The organism is Rhizobium sp. 01T417, from assembly GCF_056398905.1.
Genome location: NZ_JBFTQH010000005.1, coordinates 1 through 18,807 on the forward strand (window position 1 = coordinate 1; position 18,807 = coordinate 18,807).

17 protein-coding genes are annotated in these 18,807 nt (G+C 60.1%); 8 read left to right on the plus strand and 9 right to left on the minus strand.

Annotation, left to right across the window (positions count from 1 at the left end; all coding sequences use genetic code 11):
- Together AC1DPR_RS07060 and AC1DPR_RS07065 are read left to right on the plus strand one after the other, a co-directional pair.
- Nucleotides 1-378 (plus strand): cytochrome c1 (locus AC1DPR_RS07060; protein ID WP_477816032.1); only part of this gene is annotated, 378 nt, incomplete at its 5' end.
- Nucleotides 379-494: 116 nt separating this feature from the next.
- Nucleotides 495-1,037, plus strand: a complete 543-nt coding sequence (locus tag AC1DPR_RS07065; protein WP_018857243.1) for an adenine phosphoribosyltransferase — start codon at nt 495-497, stop codon at nt 1,035-1,037.
- A gap of 9 nt (nt 1,038-1,046) precedes the next feature.
- On the opposite strand, the gene AC1DPR_RS07070 is transcribed toward AC1DPR_RS07065, so the two are convergent.
- Both AC1DPR_RS07070 and AC1DPR_RS07075 read right to left on the minus strand, forming a co-directional pair.
- Nucleotides 1,047-1,514: a MaoC family dehydratase gene (locus AC1DPR_RS07070; RefSeq protein WP_018857242.1), complete on the minus strand. Its 468-nt coding sequence runs from the start codon at nt 1,512-1,514 to the stop codon at nt 1,047-1,049.
- Entirely contained in the window at nt 1,511-1,981 is a 471-nt protein-coding gene (locus AC1DPR_RS07075; RefSeq protein WP_026371798.1) for a MaoC family dehydratase, read from the minus strand. The genes AC1DPR_RS07070 and AC1DPR_RS07075 overlap by 4 nt, the downstream gene beginning before the upstream one ends.
- Nucleotides 1,982-2,062: 81 nt before the next feature.
- Between AC1DPR_RS07075 and AC1DPR_RS07080 the strand changes: the two genes are divergently transcribed.
- Complete coding sequence (locus tag AC1DPR_RS07080; protein ID WP_477816033.1) at nt 2,063-3,142, plus strand: hypothetical protein; 1,080 nt, start codon at nt 2,063-2,065, stop codon at nt 3,140-3,142.
- A gap of 23 nt (nt 3,143-3,165) precedes the next feature.
- Here AC1DPR_RS07080 and ychF read toward each other — a convergent pair whose 3' ends face one another.
- Nucleotides 3,166-4,269 carry a redox-regulated ATPase YchF gene (gene ychF / locus AC1DPR_RS07085; protein ID WP_018857239.1) on the minus strand — a complete coding sequence of 368 codons (1,104 nt, stop codon included), beginning with the start codon at nt 4,267-4,269 and terminating at the stop codon, nt 3,166-3,168.
- Nucleotides 4,270-4,450: 181 nt separating this feature from the next.
- Between ychF and clpS the strand changes: the two genes are divergently transcribed.
- Entirely contained in the window at nt 4,451-4,762 is a 312-nt protein-coding gene (clpS, locus tag AC1DPR_RS07090) for an ATP-dependent Clp protease adapter ClpS (RefSeq protein WP_025661709.1), read from the plus strand.
- Here the strand turns inward: clpS and AC1DPR_RS07095 are convergent.
- The 5 genes from AC1DPR_RS07095 to AC1DPR_RS07115 form a co-directional block, all read right to left on the minus strand.
- A complete protein-coding gene (locus tag AC1DPR_RS07095; RefSeq protein ID WP_018857237.1) occupies nt 4,708-5,217 on the minus strand; it encodes a GNAT family N-acetyltransferase in 510 nt (169 codons plus the stop codon). The genes clpS and AC1DPR_RS07095 overlap by 55 nt on opposite strands.
- A gap of 2 nt (nt 5,218-5,219) precedes the next feature.
- Nucleotides 5,220-5,936 (minus strand): aminoacyl-tRNA hydrolase, encoded by a 717-nt coding sequence (gene pth, locus AC1DPR_RS07100; RefSeq protein ID WP_018857236.1) that lies wholly within the window; start codon nt 5,934-5,936, stop codon nt 5,220-5,222.
- 90 nt (nt 5,937-6,026) lie between these two features.
- Entirely contained in the window at nt 6,027-6,746 is a 720-nt protein-coding gene (locus AC1DPR_RS07105; protein ID WP_018857235.1) for a substrate-binding periplasmic protein, read from the minus strand.
- A 22-nt stretch (nt 6,747-6,768) separates the two neighbouring features.
- Complete coding sequence (locus AC1DPR_RS07110; RefSeq protein ID WP_018857234.1) at nt 6,769-9,129, minus strand: EAL domain-containing protein; 2,361 nt, start codon at nt 9,127-9,129, stop codon at nt 6,769-6,771.
- Nucleotides 9,130-9,315: 186 nt separating this feature from the next.
- Entirely contained in the window at nt 9,316-9,930 is a 615-nt protein-coding gene (locus AC1DPR_RS07115; protein WP_018857233.1) for a 50S ribosomal protein L25/general stress protein Ctc, read from the minus strand.
- Nucleotides 9,931-10,267: 337 nt separating this feature from the next.
- Here AC1DPR_RS07115 and AC1DPR_RS07120 point away from each other — a divergent pair, with 337 nt between their 5' ends.
- From AC1DPR_RS07120 to AC1DPR_RS07135, 4 genes are all read left to right on the plus strand, one after another.
- On the plus strand, nt 10,268-12,346 hold the full coding sequence (locus AC1DPR_RS07120) for a putative bifunctional diguanylate cyclase/phosphodiesterase (protein WP_018857232.1): 2,079 nt from the start codon (nt 10,268-10,270) through the stop codon (nt 12,344-12,346).
- An 83-nt stretch (nt 12,347-12,429) separates the two neighbouring features.
- Nucleotides 12,430-13,881 carry a hypothetical protein gene (locus AC1DPR_RS07125; RefSeq protein ID WP_018857231.1) on the plus strand — a complete coding sequence of 484 codons (1,452 nt, stop codon included), beginning with the start codon at nt 12,430-12,432 and terminating at the stop codon, nt 13,879-13,881.
- Between the two features lie 122 nt (nt 13,882-14,003).
- Nucleotides 14,004-17,261: an adenylate/guanylate cyclase domain-containing protein gene (locus AC1DPR_RS07130; RefSeq protein WP_477816034.1), complete on the plus strand. Its 3,258-nt coding sequence runs from the start codon at nt 14,004-14,006 to the stop codon at nt 17,259-17,261.
- A gap of 87 nt (nt 17,262-17,348) precedes the next feature.
- Complete coding sequence (locus AC1DPR_RS07135; RefSeq protein WP_018857229.1) at nt 17,349-18,026, plus strand: peroxiredoxin-like family protein; 678 nt, start codon at nt 17,349-17,351, stop codon at nt 18,024-18,026.
- 106 nt (nt 18,027-18,132) lie between these two features.
- Here the strand turns inward: AC1DPR_RS07135 and AC1DPR_RS07140 are convergent, their stop codons facing one another.
- Nucleotides 18,133-18,783, minus strand: coding sequence for a Kazal-type serine protease inhibitor domain-containing protein (locus AC1DPR_RS07140; protein ID WP_312867292.1), 651 nt, complete (start codon nt 18,781-18,783; stop codon nt 18,133-18,135).
- Nucleotides 18,784-18,807: the final 24 nt, after the last annotated feature.

Below are 18,807 nucleotides of genomic sequence, written 5' to 3' on the forward strand. Positions count from 1 at the left end.
ATCGACATGATCCCGTTCGTCGGCGGCTATCAGGAAGGCGGTCCGGACTACATCTACTCGCTGCTGACCGGCTACGACCAGCAGCCGCCGGCCGGCGTCCAGGTGGCCGAGGGCACGCACTACAACCCGTACTTCGCCGGTGCTGCTGCTCTCGCCATGCCAAAGCCGCTCTCCGACGGCCAGGTCACCTATGACGACGGCTCGCCGGCGACCGTCGACCAGTACGCCAAGGACGTCTCCTCCTTCCTGATGTGGGCCGCCGAGCCGCATCTCGAGGAGCGCAAGCGCACCGGCTTCATGGTCATGGTCTTCCTGGTCATCTTCTCCGGACTGATCTACCTGACCAAGCGCTCCGTCTACGCAAACAAGGAACACTGAGGGATTTGCCCAGAGTTTAGGGAAAGGCGGCCTTCGGGCCGCCTTTTTTGTTGGTTCCGGCACTGGCAGTTGATAGGGTGCAGCCGAATTGAAGCCCTGCAGAATACGGACATTCCATGAGTGATACGATTTCGGAGCTAGCAGCCAGCATCCGCTCCATCCCGGATTACCCCAAGCCCGGTATCATTTTTCGCGACATTACCACGCTTCTCGGCAATCCGCGTGCCTTCCGCCGCGCCGTTGATGAACTGGTCCAACCCTATGCGGGCCTGAAGATCGACAAGATTGCCGGAACCGAAGCGCGGGGCTTCATCCTGGGCGGCGCCGTCGCACACCAGCTCTCCGCCGGGTTTGTGCCGATCCGGAAGAAAGGCAAACTGCCACGCGATACGGTGCGCGTTGCTTACAGCCTTGAATATGGCGTGGACGAGATGGAAATGCACCTGGATGCGGTTCAGCCGGGCGAGAAGGTTATCCTCGTCGACGACCTGATTGCGACCGGAGGAACGGCCGTCGCCGCCACGCAGCTTCTACGGCAGATGGGGGCGGAGGTTGTTTCTGCCTGCTTCGTCATCGACCTGCCGGACCTTGGCGGTCGCCGAAAACTGGAAGAGCTTGGCGTGGACGTTCGCACGCTGGTGGAATTCGCGGGCCACTGAGGCCCGCGACTATTCAAATTCGATGACGGTGCTTTCGAACCGGACCACCGGCGTGCCGTCAGCGAGCACCCCCTCGCAAAAAATGGTGTTCAAGCGACGCCCCGGGCGGGACACCAGCGGGCGGCTCGAAAGCAGCGTGACGGAATAGGTCACTTCCTCGTCGGCGAAGACCGGCCGGAGCCATTGAAGTTTCGTGAAGCCGGGAGAGGGGCCAAGCTTGGGCGGCTTGATACCCTCGCTTGCCAGTCGCGCGCATTCCGCGCTCCAGTAGGCAACGAAGGTTTTCATCCATGCCGCGCAGGTGTGCCATCCCGACGCGCAAAGGCCGCCAAAGAGCGAAGACTTCGCTGCCTCGGCATCCAAATGGAACCGCTGCGGGTCGAAGCGCTCCGCGAAGTGTACGATGCGCTCGGCCGTGAACAGGTAGCTGCCGATTTCTGTCTTTTCGCCACTGGCGTAGCGTTCAGCCATGATCATGCGGTCTTCTCCAGCATGTCACGCAGGGCGAACATGATCGAGTTCGCTGAGAGGCAGACGAGTTCGCCCTTCTGGTTTTCGACCTCGTGGCAAAATTTCACCATACCGATGCCCGGTCTCGAGCGCAGCGCGCGCGACTCGATGACCGTCGAATGGCCGGAGAGCGTATCGCCGGCAAGGACAGGCTTTCGCCATTCCATGAAATCGACACCGGGCGCACCTTGGGAGAACGAATTGACGAGAAAGCTCTCCGCCATCATGCGCATGAACAGCGCGGACGTGTGCCAGCCGGATGCCGCCAGTCCACCGAGAATGCTGGCGCGGCCCGCTGCCTCGTCGACATGCATCGGCTGCGGGTCGAATTCGCGCGCGAACTCGATGATCTCCTCTGCCGTTACTGCTCTCGGGCCGAGCGCAAAACGCCGACCCGGCTGAAAATCTTCAAAGGCGAGTTTCTGATCGGACAAATTCTTCTTCACCTCGTAGGAGTTTCAGAACGACTACAATAGCATTCGACGCGACTCAACGATTCCCACGAGATTTTGAACATGCCAGAACTGAAGTTGATCCTCGATGAGGCTGAGCGTGAAGGCATCATTGCGCGCCAGGCTGCTGACCGGCTACTGCCGTTCCTGATTGCGCGCGGCGTCAAGGTCGATCATCCTTCGCCCGAATTGCACAGACCGTTGGCGCCTTTTTCGGATACCGAAACGCCGAGCTTCGTGCGCGGCTTTCACGACGTCCTGATAACCATCGGCATCATCGTAGCTTTGGCCGGCCTTTGGGGCATCGCTTCGATCTATGCCGTGCTGCCGGCAATCGTTGTCCTTGCCGAGATCCTTGTTCGGCGTCAAAGGCTGGCGCTGCCGGCCGTTGCGCTAACGATCGCACTTGCCGTCTGGACGGCAAGTGCGGCCGCGCAGTGGCTGGACGACTCACTTTCCTTCGTTGCGATAGGTGGCAACGTTGCGCTGCAGTACACCCTTGCCTTTCCAGTCGTGCTGGGGCTCTTCTATCTGCTTTATCGCGTACCGCTCGCGCTTGCCCTGACGATCATGGGGGCGGCTGTGGTCTTTCTGCAGTTGGTCCTGCGCGCGCTTGGCTGGCTGACCGGCGATCCTCTGTTCGAGGTCAATCATCCGCTCGTGTTGTCGATCATCGCGATCGCGTGTGCGGTCGGTCTTTTTGCCTTGGCCATGACATTCGACCTGCGGGACCCGCTGCGTCGTACAGTCAATTCCGACGTTGCCTTCTGGCTTCATTTGGGTGCCGCGCCGGCTTTGCTCTATAGCGTCATTTCGCTTGCGGGGCTCAGCGGCGGTACGCTTGCCGCGTTGCAGACCGTGTCGTTTCGCACGCCGGTGGTCATCGCGACCGTCATCGCGCTCATGCTGATCGGGCTTGTCATCGACCGGCGTGCCTTCGTGACATCGGGATTGGTATCGCTGGGCTTTGCTGTCTACGGCATCTTCCGCCAGGGGGACGCGCGCGTCGATACCTATATTTACATCACGCTTCTGACCGTTGGCGTGATCGTGCTCGTCATTGGGACCGGATGGATGCCGCTTCGGCGGTTCGTGATGCGCCGGCTGCCGGTAGCGATCCAGGAGAAACTGCCGCCGGCATAGGCGGCAGTCGCCTCGGTTCCGCTTTAGGTGTTGAAGCGGAAGTGGATCACGTCGCCGTCCTGGACGACATATTCCTTGCCTTCGTCACGGCCCTTGCCTGCTTCCTTGGCGCCGACTTCACCCTTGAAGTTGATGTAGTCGTCGTAGGAGATGGTGAAGGCGCGGATGAAGCCGCGTTCGAAGTCGGTGTGGATGACGCCGGCAGCCTGTGGCGCCTTGGTGCCGCGAACGATCGTCCAGGCGCGGGTTTCCTTGGGGCCGACGGTGAAATAGGTGATCAGGTCGAGCAGATGGTAACCGGCACGGATCAGCCGGTCCAGCCCGGCTTCCTCGAGGCCGAGCGCCGATAGGAACTCGGTTGCTTCTTCTTCGGGAAGCTGGGCCACTTCGGACTCGATCGCGGCCGAGATGATGACGCATTCGGCGCCCTGCTTCTCGGCCATGGCGGCGACTGCCTTTGTGTGTTCGTTGCCGGTCGAAGCGTCGGCTTCCGCGACGTTGCAGACATAAAGGACCGGATGCGACGTCAGGAGGTTGAGGCCCTTGAGGATCTCGATCTCCTCGGCCGCCAGCGTCTTCAAGAGCAGGCGTGCGGGCTTGCCTTCGTTCAGCAGCTTGATCACGGCTTCCATGACCGGCAGCTGTGCCATCGAGTCCTTGTCTTTGCCGGTGGCGCGCTTGCGGGTCTGCTCGACGCGGCGCTCAAGGCTTTCGAGGTCGGCGAGCATCAGCTCGGTCTCGATCGTGTCGGCATCGCCGACCGGGTTGATGCGGCCCTCGACGTGTGTGATGTCGTCGTCCTCGAAGCAGCGCAGCACATGCACGACGGCATCGACTTCCCGGATGTTGGCGAGGAACTTGTTGCCGAGACCTTCACCCTTCGACGCGCCGCGCACCAAGCCGGCGATGTCGACGAAGGAGATGCGGGTCGGTATGATTTCCTTGGAGCCGGCGATTGCCGCCAGCTTCTGCATGCGGGGATCTGGAACGGCGACTTCGCCGGTGTTCGGCTCGATCGTGCAGAAGGGATAGTTTGCCGCTTGCGCTGCTGCCGTTTTGGTGAGCGCGTTGAAGAGTGTCGATTTGCCGACATTCGGCAGACCGACGATACCGCATTTGAAGCCCATGGCCTGAAAACCTGCTGTTCTTGAATTCGTTGGTGCTGGCTATGGGATAAAACGCGCCTTGCGGTCAAGCTTTTAGCGCAAGTCTCTTGCATTCTGAGGGGTTGAACGCCCGCCCTTGCAGCGCAATATAGACACCGGCGAACGTTCTCGCCTCTCCATGTCATCAACGGGTGGGTTTCCGATGAGTGACAACGATATTGCCCTTAAACCGAAGACAAAGTCGAAGCCGAAGCTGGACCGGCCGAAGCTCTATAAGGTGATCCTTTTCAATGACGATTACACGCCGCGCGAATTCGTGGTGATGATCCTCAAGGTCGTCTTCCGAATGAGTGAGGAGACCGGCTACCGTGTGATGATGACGGCGCACAAGATGGGATCAAGCGTTGTTGTGGTCTGCACGAAGGATATCGCCGAGACGAAGGTCAAGGAGGCGATGGATTATGCCAAGGAGGCCGGTTTTCCGCTGATGTTGACGGCGGAGCCGGAGGAGTAGTTGTCGGCGCGCCGGACCTGATAGCCTGTCTTGTCCTGCGTGAAGCCGCAGTTCTCGTAGAAGCGCAGCGTCGCAGGATCCTTCGAGCCGGTTAGCAGCATCACCTTGTAACAACCTGCTTTCCATGCGGTTTCGATGGCGTGCTGGATCAGCACCCGTCCGTAGCCCCGCTGCCTGTAGCGGGCCGCCGTGACGACGTTTTCGATCAGCGCATAGGATGCACCATTCCTGGTCAGGTTGGGGACGACGATCAGCGTCACGGACGAAGCGGCGGCCTGACCTGCGATGCCGACGAAGACAGTCATTCCCGGTTGCGCGAGGATCGCTTCGAACCGCTCTTCGGCACGCTCGCAGTCGATGACCGGATCAGCAGGGTTTAGGTCATGGTAGAGAGCAAGCAGGCTCGGAAGGTCGGCGGCCTCGGCGGAACGAATGACGAGTTCGTCGATTGACATACTCAATCACCCTTGTTGCCGAACATCTTCTTCAGCATTTCGGCCATTGGTCCTGTCGTGGGCAACTTCGGCTGGTTGTTGTTGCGGGCCGCGCGGATATGAGACTTCGCCACCGGCTTTTTCTCTGGCTTCGGCGTTTCTTCTTCGGCCTTGCCGCCGAGTGCAAGTGCCAGCTTGTTCATCAGCTGGGAGTCTTCCTTGCGAACTAGCATGTCGGCGTTATCGGCAAGTGCATCCAGCAACGGCTCGAGCCAAGCCTGATCGGCCTTGGCGAAGTCGCCGAGCACGTGATGCTGCACCAATTCCTTGACACCAGGGTGGCCGATGCCGAGCCGCAGGCGGCGATATTCCTTGCCACAATGAGCGTCGAGCGATTTGATGCCGTTGTGACCGCCATGGCCGCCGCCCGTCTTGAGGCGTGCCTTGCCTGACGGCAGGTCGAGTTCATCATAGATTGCGACGAGGTCGGCCGGCTGCAGCTTGTAGAAGCGCATGGCCTCGCCGACGGCTTCGCCCGAGAGGTTCATATAGGTCTGCGGCTTGATGAGCAGCACCTTCTCGCCTGCAATTTCGCCTTCGGCGATCTCGGCCTTGAACTTCTTCGACCAGGGCGAAAAACTATGGCGGCGGTAGATGGCATCGACGGCCATGAAGCCGATGTTGTGGCGGTTTCCGGCGTATTTTCCACCGGGATTGCCGAGACCCGCGATAACAAGCATGGCTCGTTCATTCCTTGCAATGTGCTTTATGCGTTCACCACCGCGAAACGGCGTCAAAGTCAAGACGGCGAGACCGCAAACGTTGAAAAATCAGTCTGCGGGGCTCAGGCCATACGTGATGAAGATGGACTTCTGCGTGCCGTCGGCAATCAGCTTGTCCAGCGCCGCCTGCATCTTGGCCAGCAGGTCGCCAGGGAAGTCCTTTTCGCAGGCGATCCCCATTTGTTGCGTGGAAAGCACCGTGACCTTCTCCAAGGGTTGTTCTGCCTTGAGCTTCTCGAAGTAGATTTCGGTGATAGGCATCATGTCGATGCGGCCATTGAGCAGCTTGCGCAGCGTCGAATTGAAGTCAGTGGTGACGTCGAGCTTCGTGAAGCCGCTCTCCTTCAGTGTCATCTCCGTATAGTCTTCGCGCTGGGTACCGACCGTATACTTCTTGGCTTCCTCTAGATCCTTGGCTGCCACGCCGGAGCCCGTTCTGGTGATGAGGATGTTGCGATCGACCAGCAAGGGTTCGACCCATTTGAACATCGGGTCGCGCTTCGCATTGTGAGCGGTCGTAAAGACGCAGCTCATAGGGGTGGTCTGGGCAAGATTGTAGGCCCTGGCCCAAGGCATCATCTCGATCGTGTAGTCGATCCCGGCGTCCTTCATCACTTTTTCGACCTGCTCGACCGACGCGCCTTTTACGGTCTTTCCGTCGCGGTAGCTGAAGGGGGGGTATTCCTCCGTGGCGAGTGTGACGCCGGCGGCAATGGCATGTGTCGAGGCACCGAGGCTCAACAGAATAGAAAGCAGCAGTCTCTTCATCGTGTTGCTCTTCTTCCCCGGTTCACGAAGCTCGTGCGATGAGCTGGCCCGACGCTGATAGGCGCTCGATCAGAGCGGCGGCATGCTGCGGACGATGGAATAGGTATCCCTGACCGAAGTCGAGGCCCATTTCGTGCAGCGTGTGGCATTCGTCCTCGGTCTCGATACCCTCGGCGATAACGGTGCAGCCCATCCTGTGGGACAGCGTCGTGATGCTCTCCACCAGCGTGCGGCTCTTTTGGCGAACGTCGTCGTTGGCGTCGTTTATTGACCGGGTGAACGACTGGTCGATCTTGATGATGTCGACCGGGAAGCGATTGAGATAGCTCAGCGACGAATAGCCCGTGCCGAAGTCGTCGAGGGCAATCCGGCAGCCGAAGCGGCGCATCTCGGTAACGATAGTGCGGATCAGCGGATTGTTATGCATCAACACTGCCTCCGTGATTTCGACGACGATGCGCTGCGGGAGGATTCCGTGGCGGCCAAGCAATGCGGCAAGGCGCGCGGGCAGGGCGGCTTCGAACTGCAAAGGAGAGAAGTTGATGGCGAGATAGCTGTCCTGCATGCCCGGCAGCCTGGAAATGGCTGCAAGGTGGGCGATCGCCTTCTCCATAATGACATTACCGACGCGAATGATCTTGCCCGTCTCCTCCGCGACATTGATGATCTCGGCCGGCGCCATCAAACCCTTTTGCGGATGGTTCAGGCGCATCAGCGCCTCGAAACCGGCGACTCCGCGGCCGTTGAGGCTGACAATCGGCTGCAAATAGGCGTCGAACCAATCCTCCGCGAGGCCTGCCTCGATGTAGGTCTCGATTTCGGCGCGAGCCCTAGCGTGGTCCATCATGCGGTTGTCGAAGAGCTGCGCACCGTTCTTGCCGTCGCGCTTCTTCGCGTACATGGCCATGTCAGACTTCTGCAACAGCTCGGCAGCGTTCGCGGCATGACGCGGGTAGATGGCGATGCCGACGCTGGCGCTCAAATGCAGGTCCGGACCGAACGGCTCGACAAAGATGGAGGCGATCTGCTCGGCCATCGCGCCCGCCCGCCGCGCGGCATCTTTTGCCGGCAGAAGGATTGCGAATTCGTCGCCGCCCAGGCGTGCCGCCTGGTCCGATGGCGCCAGATGCATCCTCAATCGGTCGACAAACTCCCGAAGAGCCCTGTCACCCTCGGCATGGCCGAGATTGTCGTTGATCCATTTGAAACGGTCGAGGTCGACGAACAGGCAGGCAAGTTCCTGACCGAGCGCGTCCGCCTGCTGAATTTTGGTATCGAGCACGGACTCGAAACCCTGACGGTTCAGCAGGCCGGTCAGATGGTCGCGGATTGCTTGCTCGTGATTGCGTGCCTCGGAAGCTTTCAGCTCGGTGACATCGGTCATTACCGACAGCGAGAGCCGGTCATGACCCGCGGTGGCTGCTGTCGATTCAAGGATGAGCACATCCATGATGCTGCCGCTGGCGCATATGAACTTGACCGTCACGTCGAATGCGGCGCCGCCATCGAGGTCATTCTTGCGCCCGAGGAAGGCCTCACGCGTATCTGGTGTAACGAGGTCTGCAAACCTGCGGCCGACCACCTGCGGCCGCTCATAGCCGGTCGCGACGAGCCAATAGTCGCTGACCGCCGTTATGCGGTCATCCTCGTCGAGCGAGAACAGCATCGCCGGCGTCAGGTCGTAAATGTCGACGGCACGGCGATGCGCGAGCTTCAATTCGCGCTCCTCGCTTTCGAGCTTCGACTGCATCTCATTGAAGCCGCTGGCGAGGCGTCCCATCTCGTCGTTCGATTGCCAGTTGACGTGATGACGCGAGCCCAGCTGGCGGGTTGCCTCGACGGCTGCCGTCAGGCGCATCAGTGGCCGGATGATGAAGATTCGATTGCCGATCAAGGCGGCGCTGAAGACGGCCAGCACCGCGAAGATGAAGATCGACATGAAGACGATCTCTTCGTGCTTGAGGCCGGAGAAGAGACCGAGCGCTGGATAGAACACGGAGATCGTGCCCAGGTTCTTCGGGCCGTCGATCGTGTTGTATATGATCGCGCGCGACACCTGGACGAGGTTGCCGTTGAACGACTTCGGTATGGTCGACTGCGTGACGTCCAGCTGGCCGGACTGGTCGCGAACCTGGACCTTGACGATCGCGCCCTGCGAAACGATCGTCGCGCTGATCTGCGTCACGCTGTCATCATCAAGGTCCCAGAGCGGCTTGGCGAGGGCCTGAGAATTGGCGACAAGAAGAACCGAGATGTGGTCGCGTATTTCCTTGTCTGCGCGCTCGGAAGAAAGAAAAAGAAAAAGGACGAACAGTGGAGCAACGAAGAGCAGCAAAGCTCCGCAAATGATTGCCAAAAAACGATTTTCAACGGAATTGTGCATTGTTCCGTTTTGCTCCCAGCCGCACTTTGCATTCACGGTTTTCGACGCCCGTGGGTCTTTCAAAAACGTACCGGCATGCTTCCATGAAATGTATTAAATGTTGCTGAAACAGGCTCCTTGCAACCAATGAAAAGGGCCCGCCTTCGAGAGAAAGCGGGCCCTATGCTTTACAAATTATGGAAGCGATCAGGCTTCTGCTTCGCCTTCTTCTGCAACCGTTTCGTCAACGCCGCCAGCCGGGGCGATAACCGTCGCAATCGTGAAGTCGCGATCGGAAATGGTCGGCGTTACACCCTTCGGCAGGGTAAGGTCGGAAATGTGGATGCTGTCGCCGATCTTCTTGCCGTTCAGGTCAACGTTGAAGAATTCCGGGATCGCATCAGCCGGGCAGTGAACTTCGATTTCGTGACGAACGATGTTCAGAACGCCGCCAGCCTTGAGACCCTGGGACTTCTCTTCGTTGATGAAGTGAACCGGGATTTCAACCGTGACCTGGGTGTTGCCGGAAACGCGCAGGAAGTCCACGTGCATCGTGAAGTCACGGACGGGATCCAGCTGGTAGTCCTTCGGCAGAACCTTGTACTTCTTGCCGTCGACCTCGATGGTCGCGATCGTGGTCATGAAACCACCGGCATGAATGCGCTTAGTCACCTCATTGGTGTTGAGAGCGATAGAAATGGGGGCCTGCTTGTCACCATAGATGACAGCGGGAATCAAACCGTTGCGGCGAAGTTCACGGGCGGACCCCTTACCAACCCGTTCGCGCGCCTCGGCCTTGAGCTCGTAGCTTTCGTGGCTCATGACTTTTCCTTCCGAGGTTATTTGGAGAGCCCCGCGGAGGCCTATGCTTGCCGCGGAACTGGAGGCGGGTTACCCCATCCTCATCCGCGTTGCCTCCAAGGGTGTCTGCGCGGACGCGTGCGCTATAGTATAGATGTGACGGAAACGCAAGCTGGTGCCTTACAGGTGGCGGGGATCATGGTGCGGGACAAGCACTTGGCGAGTGGCACCAGGCAACGGTTGCGGAAGTTGAAGCGGATCGCGAAGGCTTAACTATACGGCCGGATTTCCCCCAGAGATTAAGTAATACAAAATGTCGGCGCGGTTATGAAGGCCAAAACGCAACCTGGTCTCTCCGATGCCACGTCTCCTTACCTGCATTGCAGCCGAACACAGCTGGCCGCACCTGACCTTTGCAACCGTGATCTGCCTGCTTGGCTCGCTACTCACCGTACGGCTTTTTTCGCGGGTTCGGCGCACCCATGGGTTCCAGAAATTCAATTGGCTGTTCCTGTCAGGGTTCGTCGGCGGCGCGACAATTTGGACGACCCATTTCATCGCCATGCTTGGCTTCCGAGCGCCGACGCTCAGCGGTTATGAGTCGGATCTGACGCTGCTGTCGCTTTTCATCGGCATCGCCTCCGCCATGATCGGCTTTTCGGTCGCCTCGATGCGAAGCCAGGACGCGCTTGTCGAGGCCGGGGGCGCAATCGTCGGCCTTGGTGTCGCAGCGATGCATTACGTCGGTATTGCCGGCTACAAGGTGGCCGGCGAGGTCCAATGGAATACTGCCTATGTCGTTACCTCGCTGATTGCGGCGGCCGGTTTTGGCGCGCTCATGGCGCGCCGGGTTGTGCGGCCGACGGCGCGCTTCAGCCCGGTTGGGGCGGCCTTGCCGCTGATCCTTGCGATCGTTTCCACGCATTTCCTCGGCATGGCGGGCATGACGATCGTCCCGGATGTGACGGTCGCAGTTCCTCGCGAAATTCTCTCGGTGGGCGTGATGACCAGCTTGGTCGGTACCGTCATGGTCATCATCCTGCTCCTCGGCGCATCCACCTACATTATCGACATGCAGTCGACGGAAGCGGCCGTCGCTCGCTATCGTCATCTCTCGCTTCACGATCCACTGACGAACCTCGCAAACCGCGCGGCGCTGAACGAACATCTCGCCACCGTGACCAAACGGACCCATGAAATCGGCTGGAATGTCGCCGCTCTCTGCTTCGACCTCGATCGGTTCAAGGAGATCAACGATGTGCATGGTCACGCGGCTGGCGACGCCGTGCTGCGGGCGATCGGCGAGCGGCTGGTGAAGGTCATGCAAAAGGGACAGTTCGTGGCCCGGATCGGCGGCGATGAATTTGTGGTCGTCATGCGCGATCACGTTGGCCGCTCCGAGGCCAGAAGTGTTGCGCAGCGCCTGCTCGACGAGATCGAGCGACCGGTCGAGTGGAATGGCCAGTCGCTTAGCGTCGGGTCCAGCATCGGCATCTCCAGCTTTCCGGACAAGGCGCGCACCGTCGATGACCTGCTTTCGCAGGCTGACGTTGCCATGTATCGTGCCAAGACGACGGCGGGGAGCAGTATCTGCTTCTACGATCCCTCGATGGACGAAGCAGCGCGGGAACGAAGTGCGCTGGCGATCGAGATGCGCGAAGGGCTGAAGAGGGGCGAATTCGAACTCTTTTATCAGCAGCAGAACGATACCATGACGCGTGCGGTGTTGGGTTTCGAGGTGTTGCTGCGCTGGAAACACCCGACGCGCGGCTACATCTCGCCGGTCGAATTCATCCCGATCGCCGAGAAAACGGGTTTCATCATGGAGCTCGGCGAATGGGTGTTGCGTAACGCCTGCGTGGAAGCGGCCAGCTGGAAGAACCCCTTGAGCATAGCGGTTAATGTCGCGGCCCAACAGCTCGCAGACAGCCGTCTGCCGCAGATTGTACAGCAGATTCTCGCCGAAACGGGTCTGGTACCGCCACGCCTCGAACTCGAGATTACGGAGACCGGCATCATTGCCGACCACGGGCACGCGTTGAACGCCATCCGCCGGCTGAAGGAGCTCGGCGTCAAGGTGGCAATGGACGACTACGGCACCGGCTATTCGTCTCTCTCCACGCTGCAAAGCTTCCCGTTCGACAAGATCAAGATCGACCGTGCTTTTGTCGATGGCGTCGTCACCAACAAGCAGTCGGCAGCGATCGTTCGCTCAACGCTCATTCTTGCGCAGAGCCTTGATATTCCGGTTCTCGCCGAAGGCGTAGAACGCGAAGAGCACGTCGATTTCCTCCGCCGCGAAGGTTGCCTTCAGGTGCAGGGCTTCCTCTTCGGAAAGCCGATGCCACGTCCAGACATCGAGGCCCTCGTCAATGGCGATGGAACAGGCGCGACAGATCGCCAGGTCGTTGCTTCGAGGGCCGATGCGGCGGCCTGACCACCGCACTGCAACACGGCTTGACATCCGCCGCGCGGAAACCTCACATGCTCGCAAAACACAAGCGGCGGAGGAGTTCGGATATGCGGCTCAATCTTATTGCGGCAACGAGTACGATCGCGCTCGCCTTGGCATCTGCGGCCTATGCCGCTGACATCAACCAGGCTGGGGCCAGGCAGGTTCAAGAAAGCCTGACGAGACTGCTGCCGAAGAGAGTGGCGAAAGACGGTTTCGTGACCGTCAATCCGGCTGGGACACGCTACGAGATCATCTATGATTTTGCGAAGCTTCTGAAGAGCATCGATCCGGGCAGCTTTACAGTCACCGGCTTGACGCCGTGGTCGATGTTCGCAACGCGATTGGATACCGGTCTGTGGAGCGTGGAGGGGAACAATTCCCTCAATGTGTCTGGCAGCTTCAAGGCGTCGGGACAGCCAAAGACGGAATTTGCCTACATCATCGAGACCTTCATTTTCAGTGGCGTTTTCGACCCGGCGATCAGCTATCTCCGCTCGGGCGACTTCTCTACGAAGGCTGTGAATTTCTCATCCAAGACCGAAGCCGAGGAAGTAAGCGCCGGCTTTGATAGCATGAAATACAAACTGACGTCGTCGGAGGGTGCTGCGGCCGGCACGACGAATTTTGCCACCAGCGGCTCGGCCGCGGGATTCCTAGAGAAGATCAGCAGTCGCGAAGTGCCTCCGGTCGAAATCCGCGCTGACACAATCGATTTCGCAGCGGCGGTGAACGGCCTGCCCGTGAACAAGGTTCGCGACATCATCATGTTCGTGGCCGACCACGCCGACGAGAAGAAACTTGCTGTGGCGGACGGCGAGAAGTTGAAGGAAATGCTTCGTGACGCGTTTCCGTTGCTGACGAGCTTCAACGAAACGATCGACTTCAACAATCTCACAGTGTCGAGTGCCGCGGGTAACGGTGGCGCCAAGAACCTCAATTATGAGGTTGCACTCGACGGCGCGACCGACGCGACGCGCTTTGGAGTGGGTGTGACGGCGGATCAAATCAGTTTCGCGAGCGCGATCGTTCCTGCGGCCTATTCAGACTTCGTGCCCCGGCAATTGCAGCTGCAGTTGGCGATACCCAACATGGATTTTGCGGCGTTCGGCGATGAGTTTCTCAAGGTCGATTTCAGCGGCGCATCGTCAGAAGACAGCGGCAAGAAGGCGGTCGAGCGGCTCTTCAAGGGCGGCGAATTGGTCATGGAGTTCCCGAAGATCAGCGCGGTCTCGAGCGTTTACGATGCCGAGATTTCCGCAAAGGTCCGCGGACGGGTCGATACTTCCAAGGATTATTCCATGGAAGCGACGGTTCTGGCGCGTGATCTCGACAAGACGATCGCCGCCGTTCAGGAGCTTGCGAAGACCAACGCCGAGCTCAATCAGGTGTCGTTCGGCCTGATGATGGCCAAGGGCTTTGCGAAGACTGATCCCGACGGGCGTCAACGCTGGGATATCAGCGTCGCGCAAAACGGCTCCGTCACGATCAACGGCCAGGTCATCAAGGGCGCGGATTGAGCCTGCTACGTTAGCCTTGCAGCTCAAGGCGAGGGGCCTTGCGGGGCGCCCCCGGCAGGTCCATGCTGTGTTGCCAGTGTCGGCTCTCTAGGTGAGGCCGTTGCGCTCAGAGAGGCAGGCCGATGAATTGTGCCGCCTGTGGTTTTGCGATCGAAAGTCGTTTTGCGTTCTGCCCGAAGTGCGGCGCAAGACAACCGATCGTCTGCGCCTCCTGTGGCGAGACATGCCAGCCCGATTTTGCGTTTTGCCCAAAATGTGGAACACCTCTTGGCCCGGCCGAAGGTCGTGCAGTTCCTGCCGAACCGCCGCCGCGAGCAGTCCCGCCTACATCCATGCCTGACGATGCCGCCGACCGGCGTCCGCTGACCGTTCTGTTTGCCGATCTCTGCGGCTTTACTGCGCTCAGCGAGAGAACTGACCCGGAACTGATGCGCTCGCTGCAGAACGAACTGTTCGAGGAGTTGACGCGGGCCGTGGAGGCTTATGGCGGCTATGTTGACAAGTTTGTCGGTGACGCGTTGCTTGCGCTGTTCGGGGCCCCGACAGCACATGAGGACGATCCCGATCGTGCCCTTTGCGCAGCACTCGACATGATTGCGGGTGCTGACCGCCTTGGCGCCAAATGGCTGGATCTGGCCGGTGGAGATCCGCTGCAGCTGCATGTCGGCATCAACACAGGGCCGGTGGTCAGCGGTGGTTTCGGAGCGGCGGCTGCGCGATCCTACTCGGTGACCGGCGATACAGTGAATACGGCCCAACGACTGCAAACGATGGCGGGTCCAGGCGAGATACTGGTAGGCCCGGTAACCTACCGTCTGACGCTGCATGCGTTCGCGTTCGACAATCTCGGTTCGCTTGCCCTTCGCGGGAAGACGGGAAATGTACAGGTACATCGTCTCCTCGGACGGATGGAGACGCCTCACGCCGCGCGCGGTTTGGAAAGCCTAGGCCTGCACGCCGAACTCATCGGGCGTGACTCGGAACTGTCGCGGATGTCCAATTGCCTGGATCGCGCCAGTGGCGGCAATGCGCAACTCGTCCAGCTCGTCGGTGAGGCTGGCATCGGCAAGTCAAGATTGGTCAAGGAGTTTCTGCAGAACGTCGCCGAAGCCGAGCGGTTCGGGCAGGTGGTGGTACGGCGTGCCGTCTGCTCACCCCTCGGGGAGCAATCTTATGGGACGCTAGCATCGGTTCTACGCAGCGCCTACGGGATAGCTGAGCGGGAAACCGCAGCCCGGACGGCCGAACTGCTGGCAACGGGATTGGTCGACCTTGGTTTTAGCGAGAGCGAGGTCGCGGGTCTGACGCCGCTCCTTTCTCATGTCTTGGGCCTCGGCGATCCGGATGGAGCGCTGCGGTATGTCGAGCCAGAGCAGTTGCGGCGGCAGATCTTTTACGCCACGCGTACGATCTTTGAACGGCGGCTGTCGCTAAGCCCACTGCTGCTGGTGGTGGAGGATCTCCATTGGGCGGATGCCGCTTCGATCGAGGCGCTACGCTTCGTCCTGGACCGGCTCGAACGTACGCGCCTGATGATGCTGACGACAGGACGGTCGGTTGCCGAGGGCGAAGGCCTGGAGTCAAGCCGGATCAACCGCACCGTCATGCGGCTCGCGCCGCTTTCGAGTAAGGATGGCGAGGCTCTGCTGACGCAATTCTTTGGCGTGGACAGTTCCGTGCCTGCGAAGACGCGCTCACGAATTCTCGCGCGAGCGGGCGGCAATCCGCTGTTTATCGAGGAGATCGTACGGGCGCTGATCGAGACCGAGGCACTTCATTTCGAGAACGGATGCTGGCGCATGGCGGGTGGCGAAATGGGAACCGAGGTGCCGATGAGCCTGCAGGCGATGCTGCTGGCGCGCGTCGACCGCCTGCCGCCCGACGTCAAGCGTTTGGCGCAGGAAGCTGCCGTTATAGGTCCACGCTTCGATCTGGCATTGCTTCGCGCCGTCGCATCGGATGCAGAGCATGTCGAGCGTGGGCTGGATTATCTCTGCGAGGCCGAGGTCGTTGAGGAAACGCCTGGTGCTGCTTCGGCAAAGGCGATCTCTTATTGCTTCCCGCAGCAGCTATTGCACGATGCCATCTATGGCAATCTCTTGCTACAGCGCCGCAAGGAGCTGCATGCGCGTATCGGGGCCGCGATCGAGAGAATACATTACGGCATACCCGCTCGACTCGAGGATATCGCACAACTCGGCCGTCACTACTGCCGGGCCGACGAGGTGAGCAAGGGCGTCCGATACCTCATGGCCGCGGGTGATTTGGCCCGCAAGACCTACGCAAACGACGATGCGATGCGCCTCTACCGCGAGGCGCTTGCGGCAATTTCGGATAACCCGCAAGCCGGTTCGGAGTTGCTTGCTCTCTATGAACGGTTCGCTGATCTCTGCGGGCCGGCGGGAGAGCGGGAGACGGCCCGCGAACACTATGGCCGCGCACTGACGACCTTAAAGGAAGCTGGTGATCAGCCGGGTGCGGCGCGGATCCTGCGCAAGCTCGGCCGCCTCAATCTTGCTGCGGGCAGAAGTGATCTTGCGGACGCCGACTATGCGCAGGCCGCCTCGCTGTTGAGCGTGAGCAATGCACCCATCGAACTTGCCCATCTGCTTCAGGAGCGTGGGCATCTCGCCTTCCGCAAGGGCGATCAGACCGCTGCCGCGCGTTGGGCCGATGATGCACTGTCCTGCCTCAACACTGCAACATTGGATGGGGAAGGCTCCGTGGCCTCGGAGGCTGCGCAGGTGCGAGCGGAGGCGCTGAATACAAAGGGGGTGGCGCTGGCGCGGCTGGGGCGGCACCGCGAGGCGGTGCGCGAAGTCGAGCGAAGTCTGGAGGTTGCCGAAACGGCGGGGCTTCTCGGCGCGGCCTGTCGCGCCTATTCCAATCTCGGCGTTCTCTATACGATCGTCGATCCGCGGCGTGCCATCGATGTGTGTCGCCAGGGCCTCGATGTTGCCAAGCGCATCTCCGACCTCGGTTTTCAAGCCCGGCTTTTCGCCAACCTCGCGGTCGCCTGCTGCACCTTCACCGACAACTGTGCCAAGGAGGGAGTGCCGGCGGCTGAAAGAGCGATCGAGATCGACCGGGCGCTGGATCAGCGCGACCACCTGGCGGTGCCCCTCATCGTGCTCGGACAGATCCATCAGTGTCACGGGGAACCGGACCTGGCTCGGAACTACTACGAGGAAGCGCTTCAGCTCGCGCGTGAAATCGGCGAGCCACAGCTTCTCTTTCCATGCTATGATGGGCTTGCGACGTTGAACTTGGAAAAGGACGATATGGCCGAGGCGGAGCGCTACTTTTCGCTCGCGCAGGATGTTTGCGTCAGGCATGGGCTGGATCCCGACGCGCTGGTCGTGCTGCCCTTCCTGGATTGATTCAATGCCGGCAGGTAAGGTGCTGAGTTTTCGCTATTTTTTCTTCTGCTCGGCTTGCTCGCCGACGCGCAAATGAAGGAGGGTGCCATGCCCGAAAATCAAAGCGAGAGACCGCTGCAGCCCGGTGACCGCGCGCCGAACGTCATTCTCGATGCGATCACGCGTCAGGGCAAGATATCGATCGATGACTTCCGAGGACAGAAGCCGGTTTTGGTCGGCCTGTTTCGCGGGCTCCACTGTCCATTCTGCAGGCGGCAAATCGCCGCGATGGCGAGCCTGGCGGGCGACCTCCAGCAAAAGGGCATCGAAAGTCTGACGGTGGTCAATACGCCTATCGATCGGGCACGCCTCTATTTCCGGTATCATCCCTTGCCCAATCTGCTGGCGGCCTCCGATCCCGACAGGGTATCGCATCGCGCCTTCGGGCTTCCCAACATCGAGTTCACGCAATCGGAAACAGCGTGGCCCTACAAGGTTAGCCTCGACACGCTAACGTCGATGCGCGTCGATATGCCTGACCTGCCTGAGCCGATGGCCCCGCTGGCGGCTGTTGAATACCTCGACAATGCCGATGGTTACGAGTTCACGGACGACGACAAGCGGATGATTGCGACGGGTGAGGGCCAACTGGTCGGCGAGTTCCTTCTTGACCGCGACGGCGTCGTCAGATGGTGCTTTACCGAGGTGGCCGACGATGGCCGACGTATGTTCGGCGTACCGGCTCCCGAGGAGGTCATGTCGGCCGCGTCAAACATTGCTGCCTAAGCGACTGCGGTCAGTCAGATCCGCTTGTCGCGCTTTTACTCGTTTTCGAAAAACGGAGTTCGGCTCCCGCATAAGCGGAAGCCGACTTGTCAGGGTCGCCACTTCATTACCTGCATGCGCCCTGGCGTATGATGCGGAAGCCGCTGTTGTTAGCTTCACAGGTATTCGAGAAGGTGCGCAGTTGTGAACCTCGTTGGCCGCAGACTGGGCGGTACTCACGCGTGCATATGCCACCGGGCCGCGGCGGTGGCGGACGCTGCGGGCGCACTGTTATGCCGGGCTGGCGGCGGCACTGGCCGCGGCTGATGACCGTAAAGTTGGCTGCTTGAGCCTGGCACGCGTTAGAGAAGGTCTGAACACGTCCGCTGCGTTGGCCGCAGACCGGAGCGTACTCCATGGTACACACCTGCGGCCTCGACGGAAGAGGTGTCGGACGCGATGTCATCGGAGGCGGCCGGCGGCACTGGCCACGGCTGATGATTGTAAAGTTATTTGCACGCGCCTGGCATGCATTGGCGAAGGTCTGGACACGTCCGCCGCGTTGGCCACAGACGGGATTGTATTCCAGAGTGCATATCTGCGGACTGGGCGCGCGAGGTGGCGGGCGCCAATAATTGGGTCCTACGTCGGCAGTGCAGGCAGACAGAAGCGAAATGAGCCCAAACAGGGCGATCTTCCGAGGCAACAGGAAACCGGCGAGCGTCATGACTCTTCCCCTGCAGCTAGATTTCTTTTCAAATCCTAGCTCAAGTTGCATTTCCGGGGAAGATCAAACGTCTGC

Excerpts from the sequence above, each read along its gene's own strand:
- AC1DPR_RS07065 (WP_018857243.1), top strand. The coding sequence starts at position 495 with ATGAGTGATACGATTTCGGAGCTAGCAGCCAGCATCCGCTCCATCCCG.
- AC1DPR_RS07070 (WP_018857242.1), bottom strand. The coding sequence starts at position 1,514 with ATGATCATGGCTGAACGCTACGCCAGTGGCGAAAAGACAGAAATCGGC.
- AC1DPR_RS07080 (WP_477816033.1), top strand. The coding sequence starts at position 2,063 with ATGCCAGAACTGAAGTTGATCCTCGATGAGGCTGAGCGTGAAGGCATC.
- ychF (WP_018857239.1), bottom strand. The coding sequence starts at position 4,269 with ATGGGCTTCAAATGCGGTATCGTCGGTCTGCCGAATGTCGGCAAATCG.
- clpS (WP_025661709.1), top strand. The coding sequence starts at position 4,451 with ATGAGTGACAACGATATTGCCCTTAAACCGAAGACAAAGTCGAAGCCG.
- AC1DPR_RS07095 (WP_018857237.1), bottom strand. The coding sequence starts at position 5,217 with ATGTCAATCGACGAACTCGTCATTCGTTCCGCCGAGGCCGCCGACCTT.
- pth (WP_018857236.1), bottom strand. The coding sequence starts at position 5,936 with ATGCTTGTTATCGCGGGTCTCGGCAATCCCGGTGGAAAATACGCCGGA.
- AC1DPR_RS07105 (WP_018857235.1), bottom strand. The coding sequence starts at position 6,746 with ATGAAGAGACTGCTGCTTTCTATTCTGTTGAGCCTCGGTGCCTCGACA.
- AC1DPR_RS07110 (WP_018857234.1), bottom strand. The coding sequence starts at position 9,129 with ATGCACAATTCCGTTGAAAATCGTTTTTTGGCAATCATTTGCGGAGCT.
- AC1DPR_RS07115 (WP_018857233.1), bottom strand. The coding sequence starts at position 9,930 with ATGAGCCACGAAAGCTACGAGCTCAAGGCCGAGGCGCGCGAACGGGTT.
- AC1DPR_RS07120 (WP_018857232.1), top strand. The coding sequence starts at position 10,268 with ATGCCACGTCTCCTTACCTGCATTGCAGCCGAACACAGCTGGCCGCAC.
- AC1DPR_RS07125 (WP_018857231.1), top strand. The coding sequence starts at position 12,430 with ATGCGGCTCAATCTTATTGCGGCAACGAGTACGATCGCGCTCGCCTTG.
- AC1DPR_RS07130 (WP_477816034.1), top strand. The coding sequence starts at position 14,004 with ATGAATTGTGCCGCCTGTGGTTTTGCGATCGAAAGTCGTTTTGCGTTC.
- AC1DPR_RS07135 (WP_018857229.1), top strand. The coding sequence starts at position 17,349 with ATGCCCGAAAATCAAAGCGAGAGACCGCTGCAGCCCGGTGACCGCGCG.
- AC1DPR_RS07140 (WP_312867292.1), bottom strand. The coding sequence starts at position 18,783 with ATGCAACTTGAGCTAGGATTTGAAAAGAAATCTAGCTGCAGGGGAAGA.